At 67.9% G+C, this 13,873-nt stretch carries 11 protein-coding genes and 2 pseudogenes; 8 read left to right on the plus strand and 5 right to left on the minus strand.

Features of this window, described 5'->3' with window-relative positions; all coding sequences use genetic code 11:
• Positions 1-108 precede the first annotated feature (108 nt).
• Both gudD and NOF53_RS20905 read left to right on the plus strand, forming a co-directional pair.
• Positions 109-1,446, plus strand: a complete 1,338-nt coding sequence (gudD, locus tag NOF53_RS20900) for a glucarate dehydratase (protein WP_255972285.1) — start codon at positions 109-111, stop codon at positions 1,444-1,446.
• A complete protein-coding gene (locus NOF53_RS20905) occupies positions 1,446-2,426 on the plus strand; it encodes a 2-hydroxyacid dehydrogenase (RefSeq protein WP_255972286.1) in 981 nt (326 codons plus the stop codon). Before gudD ends, NOF53_RS20905 begins: the two co-directional genes overlap by 1 nt.
• A gap of 6 nt (positions 2,427-2,432) precedes the next feature.
• On the opposite strand, the gene NOF53_RS20910 is transcribed toward NOF53_RS20905, so the two are convergent.
• Positions 2,433-2,813 (minus strand): hemophore-related protein, encoded by a 381-nt coding sequence (locus NOF53_RS20910; RefSeq protein ID WP_255972287.1) that lies wholly within the window; start codon positions 2,811-2,813, stop codon positions 2,433-2,435.
• 740 nt (positions 2,814-3,553) lie between these two features.
• On the opposite strand from NOF53_RS20910, the gene NOF53_RS27770 reads away from it, so the two are divergent.
• Positions 3,554-6,649: a DEAD/DEAH box helicase gene (locus tag NOF53_RS27770; protein ID WP_255972289.1), complete on the plus strand. Its 3,096-nt coding sequence runs from the start codon at positions 3,554-3,556 to the stop codon at positions 6,647-6,649.
• Between the two features lie 269 nt (positions 6,650-6,918).
• Here NOF53_RS27770 and NOF53_RS28040 read toward each other — a convergent pair whose 3' ends face one another.
• Positions 6,919-7,164, minus strand: coding sequence for a hypothetical protein (locus tag NOF53_RS28040; RefSeq protein ID WP_445263537.1), 246 nt, complete (start codon positions 7,162-7,164; stop codon positions 6,919-6,921).
• A 118-nt stretch (positions 7,165-7,282) separates the two neighbouring features.
• Between NOF53_RS28040 and NOF53_RS20925 the strand changes: the two genes are divergently transcribed.
• From NOF53_RS20925 to NOF53_RS20935, 3 genes and pseudogenes are all read left to right on the plus strand, one after another.
• Positions 7,283-7,612, plus strand: a complete 330-nt coding sequence (locus tag NOF53_RS20925; RefSeq protein ID WP_255972291.1) for a low affinity iron permease family protein — start codon at positions 7,283-7,285, stop codon at positions 7,610-7,612.
• A gap of 79 nt (positions 7,613-7,691) precedes the next feature.
• On the plus strand, positions 7,692-9,245 hold the full coding sequence (locus NOF53_RS20930; protein ID WP_255972293.1) for a succinic semialdehyde dehydrogenase: 1,554 nt from the start codon (positions 7,692-7,694) through the stop codon (positions 9,243-9,245).
• 101 nt (positions 9,246-9,346) lie between these two features.
• A pseudogene (locus NOF53_RS20935) lies at positions 9,347-10,204 on the plus strand (alpha/beta hydrolase); the annotation flags it as partial.
• A gap of 100 nt (positions 10,205-10,304) precedes the next feature.
• Here the strand turns inward: NOF53_RS20935 and NOF53_RS20940 are convergent.
• The 3 genes and pseudogenes from NOF53_RS20940 to NOF53_RS20950 all read right to left on the minus strand — a co-directional run.
• A complete protein-coding gene (locus NOF53_RS20940) occupies positions 10,305-11,087 on the minus strand; it encodes an enoyl-CoA hydratase (RefSeq protein WP_255972295.1) in 783 nt (260 codons plus the stop codon).
• Positions 11,084-11,281: a hypothetical protein gene (locus tag NOF53_RS20945; RefSeq protein WP_255972296.1), complete on the minus strand. Its 198-nt coding sequence runs from the start codon at positions 11,279-11,281 to the stop codon at positions 11,084-11,086. The genes NOF53_RS20940 and NOF53_RS20945 overlap by 4 nt, the downstream gene beginning before the upstream one ends.
• A pseudogene (locus NOF53_RS20950) lies at positions 11,255-11,571 on the minus strand (alcohol dehydrogenase catalytic domain-containing protein); the annotation flags it as partial. The pseudogene NOF53_RS20950 and the gene NOF53_RS20945, both read right to left, overlap by 27 nt.
• Positions 11,572-11,780: 209 nt before the next feature.
• On the opposite strand from NOF53_RS20950, the gene NOF53_RS20955 reads away from it, so the two are divergent.
• The gene (locus NOF53_RS20955) at positions 11,781-12,581 is read left to right on the plus strand and encodes a crotonase/enoyl-CoA hydratase family protein (protein WP_255972301.1); all 801 of its coding nucleotides are present in this window, start codon (positions 11,781-11,783) and stop codon (positions 12,579-12,581) included.
• Positions 12,582-12,657: 76 nt separating this feature from the next.
• A complete protein-coding gene (locus NOF53_RS20960; RefSeq protein ID WP_255972304.1) occupies positions 12,658-13,851 on the plus strand; it encodes a thiolase family protein in 1,194 nt (397 codons plus the stop codon).
• The last annotated feature ends 22 nt before the right edge of the window (positions 13,852-13,873 follow it).

The raw sequence follows: 13,873 nt of genomic DNA on the forward strand, positions 1-13,873 counted from the left end.
TCGTTCGATGCTCAACAAGTCTTGGACGTGTATCGATCGGGCCACTTAGAGTTTTGGCTGTGAGGCCCCTCACGGGTGGCGCTGCGCTGTGAAGGAAGGTTTTCGGAGATGAGTACAACGAGCACCCCGGTCGTCACCGACATGCGAGTGGTCCCGATCGCGGGACACGACAGCATGCTCCTGAACCTGTCCGGCGCGCATGCCCCGTACTTCACCCGGAACCTGGTGATCCTCACCGATTCCGACGGCAACACCGGTGTCGGCGAGGTGCCCGGCGGTGAACCGATCCGCCGTACCCTCGAGGACGCCCGCGCGATCGTGACGGGGCGCAGCATCGGCGAGTACAACGGCGTTCTCGCCGATCTGCGACGCACGTTCGCCGACCGGGACCCGGCGGGCCGCGGCAACCAGACGTTCGACCTCCGTGTCGCGATCCACGCCGTCACCGCCGTCGAGTCGGCACTCCTCGACGTTCTCGGGCAGCACCTCGGTGTTCCCGTCGCGGCCCTGCTCGGCGAGGGTCAGCAGCGCGAGAAGGTGCAGGCGCTCGGCTACCTCTTCTTCGTCGGTGACCGCAACAAGACCGACCTCGAGTACCAGTCGGGTGCGGCGGAGTCCGACGACTGGCTGCGCCTGCGGCACGAGGAGGCGCTGACACCGGACGCGGTCGTGCGGCTTGCCGAGGCGGCTCAGGCGCGATACGGCTTCGCCGATTTCAAGCTCAAGGGCGGCGTCCTGGCGCCCCGGGAGGAGGCGGCGGCCGTCACGGCGCTGGCCGAGCGATTCCCCGACGCCCGGATCACCCTCGACCCCAACGGCGGTTGGCTGCTGTCGGAGGCGATCGAGACGTGCCGCGGACTGAAAGACGTTCTGGCGTATGCCGAGGATCCCGTCGGCCCCGAGGGCAGCTTCTCCGGTCGCGAGGTGATGAGCGAATTCAAGCGCGCCACCGGACTGCCGACGGCCACCAACATGATCGCCACCGACTGGCGCGAGATGGGGCACACCATCCGCTCCGGCGCCGTCGACATCCCGCTCGCCGACCCGCACTTCTGGACGATGAACGGATCCGTCCGCGTCGCCCAGCTCTGCGACGCGTGGGGCCTCACGTGGGGTTCGCATTCCAACAACCACTTCGACGTGTCGCTCGCGATGTTCACCCACGTCGCGGCCGCGGCTCCAGGCGACATCACCGCCATCGACACCCACTGGATCTGGCAGGACGGTCAGCGGATCACCAAGGACCCGTTCGAGATCGAAGACGGCTACCTCACCGTGCCGTCGACCCCCGGACTCGGTGTCGAACTCGACATGGACCGCGTCGAGGCTGCCCACGAGCTGTACCGGCAGAAGGGGCTCGGCGCGCGCGACGACTCGATCGGCATGCAGTTCCTCGTGCCGAACTGGACGTTCGACAGCAAGCGGCCGGCGTTGGTGCGCGCCTGATGAAGGTCGTCGTCGGCGAACGAAACCTGCTGCCGCATCGCGAGCTGTTCGAGTCGGGACTGCCGTCCGGTGCGACGGCGTCGTGGCATCGGACGTTCGACGAGTCGGCGATCGTCGCCGACCTCGCCGACGCCGACGTGTACGTGGGCGGCCGGTTCACCGCCGCGATGGCGGCCGCAGCGCCGAAGCTGCGCCTGCTGCACGTCGCCGGCGCGGGCACCGACAACGTGGCGTTCGCCGCGCTCCCGGCGGACACCCTGGTGGCCAACACCTTCCACCACGAGGACTCGATCGCCGAGTACATCGTGTCGGCGGCGCTGATGCTGCGCCGCGGATTCCTCCGGCACGATCGCGCCCTCCGCGGCGACGTGTGGGCAACCTCGGTGTACGACGACGCGATCGCGCAGTCCCGGTCGATGCGGGGCGCGCGGGTCGGGTTCGTCGGCTTCGGTCACATCGGCCGGAGGTCGTGGAACATGCTGCGCGCGTTCGGGTCCGAAGGCTGCGCCGTGACCGGGCGGGGAAATCTCGACGCCGCCGCGGAAGGTCTCGCCTGGGCAGGGGGCAACACGTCGCTGCTCCGGCTCCTGACGGAGTCCGACGTCGTGGTGGTGTCCGCGCCCCTGAACGATCACACCCGCGAGATGATCGGCGGCGCGGAACTCGACGCGCTCGGCCCCGACGGCATTCTGATCAACGTCGGCCGCGGCCCCCTCGTCCAGGAACAACCGCTGTACGACGCGCTCGCGTCGCACCGAATCGCGGCCGCGGCGATCGACGTCTGGTACTCCTACCCCGACGCCGGCGGTCACGGCGCCCCGAGCGCGCTGCCGTTCCGCGACCTGCCGAACGTCGTGATGACCCCGCACTCGTCCGGCGTCAGCGACCACACGTTCGTCGGCCGGGTCGGCGACATCACCGACAACATCCGCAGGCTGGACACGGGGCAGTCGGTCCTGCGCACCGTCCGCCCCGGCTAGCGTGCGTCAGTAGTTACCGCAGGTCTCGGCGATCGTCAGCGCCTTCGCGGGCCACTCGACGGCCGGTCCCTCGGTGGGCACGGTGTCCAGTCGGCTCTTCAGCTGCGGGTGCGCGTCGAGGACCGCCTGGCGGTCGGCCGGGGACTTCGAGAAGAAGTCCGCCAGCTGAGCTTTGCGCTCGGGTGCCTGGTCGAGGCGCGCGGCGAGCTGCGGAGTCACGTCGTGCATCGCCGCATCGATCTGCGCGAAGCTGCACGTGCTGTTCACGAGGCGGGCGGAGTCGGAGTCGGCCGGATCCGCGGAGGCTATGCCCGGGATCACGAGGGCGGCGGAGATCGCGCCGACGGCGGCGATACCGAATTGCAGACGTGCTCGTGAAACGTTCATGACGAATCCTCCCGTGTCGGTTGGTTTGCCGGGGAAACGATTGGGGCCCGAATTGTGACTTTCCTGAGGACCGTCTGAGAATTGCGGCCCGGTCATGTCCCGGTGGGGGAGATCCGTGTCCACCGAGGGCAGGCTGCCCGGTGGACTGCACGTCGTGTAGCGGGCTCCCGGTCTGTACCGGCGACTCGCCGCCGCCGACTCGTCCCGTGGCCACGAGTCGAGGAGGCCGGGCTAACCCATCAGCAGCTGCACCAGCTCGCGGTGAAGGAAGATCTGGCGGGCGGATTGAACGAGGCTGTCCGGGAGAGGCTCCGCGATCCGTTGTGGCGGGATGAAGCGATCGCCATCCTCAGTCGGCGGATCGAAAAAGTGTCGGGCGGTTGAACCGCCTGATCAGGACCGAATGGACCAATGCTTGATGGGGACCACATACGTAACTCGGCCCGCGACGTGATCCGTTCGGGATTCTCGCGCGTCCGTCCGACCCATCACATTGTTCTCTGCAGCCATGCCGGGCGTTGACATCCGGTGCGACTCTGCGATCGCAGCGGGATACTGTCACCACCGCACATGTTGGGTCCGCCGCTCGAGTGGAGCCAGCCGCGGCCGCGGCACGGACCGATGGCAGCAACCGTGTGTGTCGGTCCCGCACGCAATACTGTCGGGTGATTCCGAAAGCGGACACTATGACGGGGGTTGGGTAGACGGTGGGCGGGGACGAGAGAACAAAGGCCGACGTCGTGGCGTTCTGGAGAGCGATCGAGCTCTTCAGCCCGCAGACGGTGCCGATGGTCGACCGATTCGACACGCACGCGCCGGTCGAGAAGGTCACCGACGGGACGTCTCTCCCGTGGGAGGCCGGCCATCGGCTGCGCGGGAAATCCACCCGCCGTGGATACCAGCGCCAGCACATCTTGTACCTCGGCGTGTACCGCATCGACGACGTGTGGGTGGCGGTCGACGATATTCTCGACCCCGGCACCGAGAACTTCGACCCGCGCCCGGCCGGTGACTGCGCGCTTGCCGCGATTGTCCTCGACGGCGACGGATGCTACCTGCCCGACACCGCGATTGTGTCCGGTCTCGCGTGGGCCGCCGGCCGGACTCGCAATCCGGGGCCGGACGGGCCGACCTGGCTCAGCGGATTTGACGTCGCGGCGACGCGGTTCCGGGAACTCGTCGACGAGGCCCAGCTCGTCGACGAGGACCATGGTGGACGCGCGCCACTCGACCACACCCAATTGTCCACGATCCGCACGAAAACCGAAGCGCTGCTCGGTGTCACCGGTCTCGTGCAGTGCACGGAGATCCGGGTGCGCTCGGTCGATGTCCGCGAATCGGACGGTGTCGACAGCACCGATTTCCTCAACAGCTTCATCGCCGAGGACCTGGACCTGGTCCGGGCGGAGGTGGCGCAGGGACGGTTCGGCGCCGGGCTCGGCCGGTACCTCACCGAAGATGCGAACCTCGACCTCGAGCGTCGGGTCGACCTATACGCCGACCCCGCCGCCTCCCTCGACGGCTGCCGGCCGAGCGCGACACCGCTCGGCCGCTGGCCGAGCGAGCCGGACCATCCCCTTGCTCTGGGGCAGCAGTTCGCCGTCAACTCGATCATGAGCGAACTCGGCGACGGGGCAGGTGTGTTCGCCGTGAACGGTCCTCCGGGCACAGGGAAATCGACGCTGCTGCGGGATCTCGTGGCCGCGGTCGTCGTGGAACGTGCCAACCGCATCGCCGCCCTCGGGCGTCCCCGCGACGCCTTCTTCGCGGCCCCGCACCGTTGGAAGGCCGGCGAATACCCCCGCATCGTCCAGCGGTGGAAACCGGAGTTCCATGGTTTCGAGATGGTCGTCGCGTCGTCGAACAACGGTGCGGTCGAGAACATCAGCCACGAGATGCCTGCCGCCGGGCAGTTCGACGAGGCCACTTTCGGCGAGGTGGACTGTGACATCGCGACCGCGTTGCTCGGTGACGGGGCGGGACCCGCGTGGGCGCTGACGGCGGCGAGGCTGGGCCGCAAGTCGTACCGTTCGGACTTCGTCGCCACACTGTGGTTCGACGAGAAGGCGCCCCGCGAGGACCACGACGGATCTGCCGATCAGGTGCGACGTCGGGGGATCCAGTCGATCCTGAAGGAACTCGAGACGGCGGGGCCTGGCCGACCGTGGAGGGATGCGGTCGCCGACTACGAGGCTGCGCGCGTCCACGTCGAGGCCCTGCTCGCGCAGCGTCAGCGCGCACACGACGGGCTCTCCGAGGTCGTCGGCCTCCGCCGACGGCTCGCCGAACTCGGCCCACAGCTGGATGTTGCGGTCGAACACCTCAGGAAGGCGCAGCAATTCGAGCTCACGCTGCGGGCAGCCGTCGACCGTGAGGACACCGGCCGATCGACCGTCGCTGCAGAGATCGAGAGTCACGACCAAATCCGCCCGCCGTGGTGGCACATGCTGAGCAGACGGGCGCGCGCCGACCGTGACGGCTGGCAGGCGCGCCGGCAGCAGCTGGCCGAGGCGTTGTCCCGATGGAACAGCGCCTATCAGAACGCCTGGGCCGCGCATCGGGAATCGCTCCACACCCTGCACGAAGCCCAGAGCCGGCACGAACCGCTCGCGGACGAGCACCGGGGCATGAGTGCACGGATCGACTTCCTGGACGCCGCGCTTGATCGGTACCGGGAGCAGTGGGGGAATGCCGTCCCCGGGCGCGACTGGCTCGACGACCCCGCGCAGCGTGAACTGGCCGCGCCGTGGTCCGATCCGCAGGTGACCGAGGCTCGGTCCCGGTTGTTCCTCGCGGCGCTGGACTTGCATCGCGATTTTCTCGGCCACGTTCCGAAGCAGATGCGGCAGGCCCTGCAGGGGGCCACCGACGTCGTCGGCGGCAGCGCGCCGCGTGACCTCGACCCGGCGGCTGTGGCGGACGCGTGGCGTGCGCTGTTCTTCGTCGTCCCATTGGTGTCGACGACGTTCGCGTCCCTGGGCAAGATGTTCCGCGGGCTCGGTGCGGAGAGCCTCGGCTGGCTGCTCATCGACGAAGCGGGGCAGTCCACACCACAGAACCCAGTCGGGGCGATCTGGCGGGCACGGCGCACCGTGGTCGTCGGTGATCCGCTGCAGCTCGAGCCCGTTGTCACCCTGCCTTTCCGGGCTCAGCAGGCCGTACGCCGAACATTCGGGGTGTCGGAACGGTGGCTGCCCGCCGCGAACTCCGCACAGTCCATTGCCGATAGGCTCAACCGATGGGGTACCACTCTCTCCGACGGTGAGAATTCGATCTGGGTTGGGGCGCCGCTCCGTGTCCACCGCCGGTGTGACGACCCCATGTTCTCTATCGTGAACGCCATCGCGTACGACGACACGATGCTGCATGGGCGCGACCCAAGTCCCCGCGACGACCACTCACCATCAGCGTGGATTCACGTCACCGGACCGTCGTCCGGCCACTACGTTCGCGCCGAGCACGACGTCTTGCGCGAGCACCTCGACCGGCTGCGCGACAGTGGGCACGAGATGAGCGAGGTCATCGTCATCACCCCGTTCCGTCAGGTCGCCAGCCGGATTGCCTCGCTCTCGGACCAGTACCCGGGCCTGTCTGCGGGCACGGTGCACAAGGCTCAGGGCAAGGAAGCCGACATCGTGTTCTTCGTCCTCGGCGGCGACCCGGCCAAGAACGGCGCCAAACGTTGGGCGGCAGCGAAACCGAACCTCGCGAACGTCGCGATCAGCCGGGCCAAGAAGCGGCTGTATGTCATTGGTGACTACGACGGATGGTCACGACATCCCCGATTCGATGTGCTGGCTCGTACGCTGCCGCGGCGTGAGGGAGGCGTGTTCTGACGAACTCGAGTGCTTCCGAGATTCGCCGGCCTCTCGTTCCGGCCATGCCGACCGAGTTGTCGGTCAGGCGATACAGTGCGGTGCTGCGGCAGAGATTCTTTCGGGGACGTGTGCAGGCTCGCAGGTCGGTGTAGACGCTCGAGTCGCGAGAATCGCCGCGATCGACAACCACTTCCGACGCAGGGAAGCCCATTAGAGGCGCACCCTGCCGAGGACGAGCATGAACAAGCCGATCCACAGTGCGCCGGTCACGAACCCCGCGAGCGCCATCAATAGCAGGAAGAGAGCCGGGACGGGTGCCGACGAACCGCCACGGCAATCGGATCGCTGGTGGAGGTGAACGCGTCCATCTCGGGCGCGGAGGCAGGCTGCCAGGGCGAGGTCGGATCGGCAGCGCGATGGCGGCGGGGGCGCGGCACTCGACGGAACGGGGTCGCGGCGGTGACCGCGCCGAGCGCGGCCCGGATGGCGCTCCACCGCGACGACTGCTGAGTCGTCTCCCTCGACACCGTCATCGAAGCGACTCGGGTGAAACGGGCATATCGGGAGTGACAGCTGCGCCTAGACTCCGAAGATGGTGCGCAACGCGAAGGCGGCACATCAGCAGCCCACCGAGCAGCGTTCGACAGGTTCGTGGAGCAGATCGAACTCCGGGTCAGCCAGGCGCCGTTCTTCGGGATCTGTGCAGGAGTGGTCGCGCTATGGGTCGTCAGCATTCCGCTCTGGAAGGACCTTCACGAGTGGCAGATCGCCATCCACGCCGTCGGCGCCGTCTTCACGTTGCTCCTCGTGGTCCTGCTCGAGAATGCCAGCCGCCGCGCCACGGAGGCTCTGCAGGAGAAACTGAACGTCATCGCCGAGGCGCTCGCCGCCCTGCTCGATTCGTCCGCCCAGGACAACCCCGAGCTGAAGAAGGCGGAGGAGAAGTTGCGAGAGGCTGTCGGGCTCGAAGACCGGCACTAGCCATCCGCCCTGTGACTTGGCACACCAAGCAGGTAAGTTATGTGTAACCGCAAAAACTACTATCCAGTAGGGGTACGTCATGCCTGTTCCGTCCGCCGCCACCTTCGCGCGGCTCGCTGATCTCATCGCCATCCCGGAGGCGGCGGATCGACCGACCCGATCCGTCGTCGAGGCGTTCACCGGTAAGGAACTGGCGACCATCCCGATCGGCACCGCACAGGACGCGGTGGACGCCATCGCCCGTGCCCGGGTAGCGCAGAAGGAATGGGCACAGCGGCCGGTCGCCGAACGCGCCGCCATCTTCCACCGCTACCGCGAACTGGTGCTCGAGAACCGCGACGCCCTGATGGACATGGCGCAGGCAGAGACCGGGAAGTCCCGCACGGCCGCCCAGGAAGAGGTCCTCGACATCTCGATGACGGCCCGCCACTACGCGCGCGTCGCACCGAAACTGCTCCGCCCCCGCCGCGTCTCCGGGATGCTCCCAGTGCTCACCAAGACGGTGGTGCGATACCAGCCCAAGGGCGTCGTCGGAGTCATCTCTCCCTGGAACTACCCCATGACCCTCGCGGTGTCCGACGCCATCGCGGCCCTCCTCGCCGGCAATGCGGTGGTCCTCAAGCCCGACAGTCAAACGCCGTACTGCGCCCTGGCCTGCGTCGACCTGCTCTACAAGGCGGGACTTCCCCGTGACCTGTTCGCCGTGGTCCCGGGACCCGGTTCGGTAGTCGGCACGGCACTCGTCGAGAACACCGAATACCTGATGTTCACCGGTTCCTCGCAGACCGGGCAGCTGCTCGCCGAGCAGGCCGGTCGCCGGCTCATCGGTTTCTCCGCGGAACTCGGGGGCAAGAACCCCATGATCGTCGCCGCCGGTGCCAACCTCCGTGAGGTCACCGACGCCGCCGTGCGCGCCTGCTACTCGAACTCGGGCCAGTTGTGCATCTCGATCGAGCGCATCTACGTCGAGGAGTCCATCGCCCCCGAGTTCACTCGGATGTTCGGTGAACGGGTTCGCAACATGTCACTGGGCACCGGTTACGACTTCGGCATCGAAATGGGCAGCCTGGTGTCCGAGGCGCAGGTCAAAGCGGTGTCCAGCCACGTCGACGACGCCGTTGTCAAGGGCGCCACCGTGGTGGCCGGCGGCAAGGCCCGTCCCGATCTGGGGCCGCTGTTCTACGAGCCGACCGTCCTCACCGGGGTCTCCGAGGACGCCGAGTGCTATCGCGAGGAAACGTTCGGACCGCTGGTGTCGGTGTACCCGGTGGCGAACGTCGACGAGGCGATCGAGCGTGCCAACGACACCGAATACGGGCTCAACGCCAGCGTGTGGGCGGGAACCAAGGCGGAGGGTGAAGCCATCGCGGCGCGTATCCACGCCGGAACGGTCAACGTCGACGAGGGTTATGCTCCCGCCTGGGGCAGCACCAGCGCGCCGATGGGCGGCATGGGAGTGTCCGGGGTGGGGCGCCGCCACGGTGCGGACGGGCTTCTCAAGTACACCGAACCGCAGACCATCGCCACCACCCGCATTCTCAACCTCGGGGGACCACGCGGATTGCCGCCCAAGGTGTGGGCCAAGATCATGCCGCCGTTCGTGAAGGCCTTGCAGTACCTGCCAGGCCGGTAGAGCCGCCTGAGGTGGGCGATTTCCCATCCTGGGGTGCCTGTCGTCGGTGACCACCCGGGCGGAGTCTAGGGGTAATGCTCATACCTGCGGAGGCGCCCCACATGAATCCTCGGCCGACACCAGCCGAATATCCCTGTCCTGACACCCGCCGTGAGGAAGTGGAATTCTCCTCCGGTGGACAGCGCTGCGCCGCCTGGCTCTACCGTCCGGGCTCGCCCACCTCGGCAACCCTTCCGTGCGTAGTGCTGGCGCACGGCTGGAGTGGAGTGCGCGAGCAACGACTCGACGCCTACGCCGAGCGGTTCGCAGCCGCGGGACTCGCGGTGCTCGTGTTCGACTACCGCTACTTCGGCTCGAGCGAAGGGGAGCCCCGGCAACTGCTCGACATCGACAGTCAGCTCGCCGACTGGGCGAGCGCCCTCGACTACGTTCGGAGGCGTCCCGACATCGACCCCGACCGCATCGCGATCTGGGGTACATCGCTGGCCGGTGGTCTCGTCCTGACGACGGCCGCGCGGGATCACCGGGTTGCCGCGGTCGTGTCGCAGGTGCCCTACGTCGACGGGCTGACGAACCTTCGGCGGCTCGGAACCGCGGGGCTGGCCCGCATGTCGGTCGCGTACCTGCGGGATCGGCTCGCGCAGTTACGACGTCGGCCGCCGCACATGTTCCCCGTGGTCGGGCAGCCGGGGTCGTTCGCTGCGATCACCACACCCGACGCAGAGGCGGGGTACCGGGCGATGGACCCGCCTGAGTCGACGTGGCGCAACGAAACTCCCGGTAGGGTCGCGTTGCAGGCGGCGCTGTACCGGCCGACGACGGCGGTGGCGCAGATCGACTGTCCGGTCTTCTTCGCCATCGCCGACAACGACGCCGTCACCTTCACGGGTAGCGCCCGGAATGCCGCGGCGAAAACGTCGGATGCCGAGGTCCACCTGTACCCGGGCGGTCACTTCGACGTCTACTTCGGTGATCTGTTCGAGAAGGTGGTGGCCGACCAGATCGACTTCCTGGTCCGCAAAATCGGCGCGGTTCGGCCGCCGACCGGCTCGAAACTCCTCAGACCCGACCGAACACTGCCGGCCGCTTCTCCTGGAATGCGGCAACGCCTTCCTCGAAGTCGGGCGCGGCGAGAAGGACCAGTTGTCCCGTGCGCTCACGGGCAAAGGCGCTGTCGAGTTCGGTCAGGGTGGCGTCGTTGACGGCGTCCTTCGTGAAGTGGAAGGCCTCCGACGGTCCGTCGGCGAGGCGTCGGGCGAGCGCGTCGACTGAGGCGGCGAACTCGTCATCGGGGTACACGTCGGCAATCAGTCCCGCCGTGAGAGCCGCTGCAGCGGGCAGTTTTTCGGCCAGGATTGCCATCTTCAGCGCGCGGGCGCGGCCGATGGATGCGGCGACGAGCGCGGTGGCGCCTCCGTCGGGCATCAGACCCACCTTCGTGAACGCCAGCAGGAAGTAGCTCGACGCCGCGGCGATCGTGAGGTCGCAGGCCAGCGCGAGGGAGACACCGACACCGGCTGCGGGACCGTTGACGGCGCCGATCACGGGGCGGGGGAACGCGCGCACAGCGGCGACCGTGCGATTCGCGGCGTCGATCGTCGCGGGGGACGGCGGACCGGCGGCCTTCTCCCCACCCAGGTCCGCACCCGTGCAGAACGCGCGACCGGCGCCGGTGAGGACGGCGACCCGCACCCCGGCGTCACCCGAGTACTTCTCCAACGCATCCGCAACGGCGTCGAGAGTGTCGGTGGTGACGGCATTCATGCGGGCGGGTCGGTTCAGCGTGATGCGGAGGACGCCGTTGTCGACGTCGGTATCCACTCCGGGGAGGTCGGATGTCATGAGGGTCCTTCGGTGTTGTTGGGGCGGAGAGAAAGGGCAATCTTGCCGACGGCCGCACGGGTCTCGAGGGTGCGCAGCGCGTCGGCAGTGTGTTCGAACGCATTAGGTGGTGGGTTCGGCGATCCGAAGAGCACCGGAGTCGAGCAGCGGACCAAGAGTCGCCCACTGTCGGCCTTCTTGTCGGTGCTGACCACCGCGATGGACTCTAGCCCCAGCGCGGCAGCCACCTGCAATGCGGTCGCCCCGACACCCCCGGCGGCGCCGTGGACCAGAACCGTTTCGCCGGCGCGGAAAGGGCGCGCTCGTCGAGAGCGAAATGCACGGTGAGGTAATTCATAAGAAAACCGGCGCCCTCGATGCCGAGCACGAACGGAAGGTCCTGCACCACTTGATAACTGCCCGTGGTCTGCAACAGGTCGGGAAAGGACACTCCGGCGGCGTGTAGATCGACGACGACGAGACCGGATCCGTCGGGTTCGTCGATCTCGGTGAGCTGTACACCGCTCGGGGTCCGGACGTCGCAGTCAGGTGCTGGGCATACACGTGGTGGTCTCCTCTGTCGGTCCGGAACTATCCATACCAGACGCAACTGAACGGGCGCTAGATAAATCCAGCCATTGACCGTGCCGGTCAGGTCGTGGTACTAACTTTAACGAGCGATCAGTAATCCTGGGTGAAGGCGGAGGGTGAGACGTGCCAGTACAGACGGAGACGACGGAGGCAGCCGCACTGTGGGAGCGGCGCGGAGGCATCGGCATCATCACGCTGAACCGCCCCAAGGCGCTCAACGCGGTGAACGGTGCGTTGTCGACCGCGGTGGGCACGTTGCTCGAGCAGGCCGAGGCCGATCCGGAGGTGCGTGTCGTCGTGATCACCGGGTCCGGCCGCGCGTTCTGCGCGGGCGCCGACCTCAAGGCTCTCGCTACCGGTGAGGCCATCTCCGCGGAGGGGCACCCGGAGTGGGGATTCGCCGGATACGCGCAGCACTGGATCAGTAAGCCGACCATCGCCGCGGTCAACGGCTTCGCCCTGGGCGGCGGCACCGAGCTGGTGCTCGCCAGTGACCTTGCGGTCGTCGACGAGGAGGCCGCCCTGGGGTTGCCCGAGGTCAAGCGTGGCCTGTTCGCCGCGGCGGGCGGGGTGATCCGCCTGCAGCAGCAGATTCCGAAGAAGGTGGCGCTCGAGATCGCGCTGACGGGTGAGCCGATCACCGCGGCGCAGGCCAAGGAACTGGGCCTGGTCAACCGGGTCGCTCCCGCAGGTACCGCACTCGACGTCGCGCTCGAACTCGCGGAGCAGATCGCCGCGAACGCGCCGATCTCGGTCCGCGAGTCCAAGTCCATGATTCACCGCACCGCCACCGAAGACGACTGGGGCGATCGGGCGTGGGAGGCGAACAACGCCGCACTCGCCGTCGTCTTCAGTAGTGCCGATGCACAGGAAGGCCCCCGGGCGTTCGCCGAAAAGCGGCAGCCCGTGTGGCAGGGCCGCTGAACCAGACTCGGCCCGGTGTCCTGTCGATCCCGGACACCGGGCCGCAACCACTTTCTCCTCCTCGAAAGGGACAATCATGACCAACGCTGTCATCGTGGACGTCGTCCGCCTCGCTTCCGGTAAGGGCAAGCCCGGAGGCGCGCTGTCCGGCACGCATCCGGTGGAACTGCTCGCGCACGTGCTGCGCAGCCTTGTCGAGCGCAACGGCATCGACCCCGCGCAGGTCGACGACGTCATCGGCGGCTGCGTCGGTCAGGCCGGCGAGCAGGCCCTCAACATCTCCCGGACGGCGGTGCTGTCGGCCGGATTCCCCGACTCGGTTCCGGCCACCACCGTCGACCGCCAGTGCGGCTCGAGCCAGCAGGCGGCGCACTTCGCCGCGCAGGGCGTGATCGCCGGCGCCTACGACATCGTGATCGCCGCCGGTGTGGAGTCGATGTCCCGCGTTCCGATGGGCACGACGACCATCGGTCAGGACGCGTCCGGCCCGGGCATCGCCGCCCGCTACCCCGAGGGACTCGTCAACCAGGGCATCTCCGCCGAACTGATCGCCGCCAAGTGGAAGTTCGACCGCGACGCCCTCGACGCGTTCTCCGCGCAGTCGCATCAGCGTGCCGCCGACGCCGCGTCGAAGGGCTTGTTCGACAAGGAGATCCTGCCGATCGAGGTGACCAACGCGGCCGGGGAGACCGTCTCGCACGCCGTCGACGAGACCGTGCGCGCAGCCACCACCGCGCAGGGTCTTTCGGGTCTGAAGTCGTCGTTCTACTCCGAGGAGTACGCGGCCCGGTTCCCGGAGGCACAGTGGCACATCACCCCCGGCAACTCGTCTCCGCTCACTGACGGCGCGTCCGGTGCGCTGATCATGAGCGAGGAGATGGCCGCCAAGCTGGGCCTGACTCCGCGGGCGCGGTTCCACTCGTTCTCCGTCGCCGGCGACGACCCGGTATTCATGCTCACTGCCCCGATCCCGGCCACGAAGAAGATCCTCGCGAAGTCGGGGCTCAGCATCGACGACATCGACGCCTACGAGGTCAACGAGGCGTTCGCTCCGGTACCGCTCGCCTGGGCCCACGAGTTCGGGGCCGACCCGGCCAAGCTGAACCCCCGCGGAGGTGCCATCGCCCTCGGCCACGCTCTCGGCTCTTCGGGCACCCGTCTGCTCGGCACGCTGGTCAACCAGCTCGAGGCCACCGGCGGACGCTACGGCCTGCAGACGATGTGCGAAGGCGCAGGCATGGCCAACGCCACCATCATCGAACGCATCTGACCCACATTTTCTGACAACCCCT

This window comes from Rhodococcus tibetensis, from assembly GCF_024438035.1.
Lineage (GTDB): Bacteria > Actinomycetota > Actinomycetes > Mycobacteriales > Mycobacteriaceae > Rhodococcus_F > Rhodococcus_F tibetensis.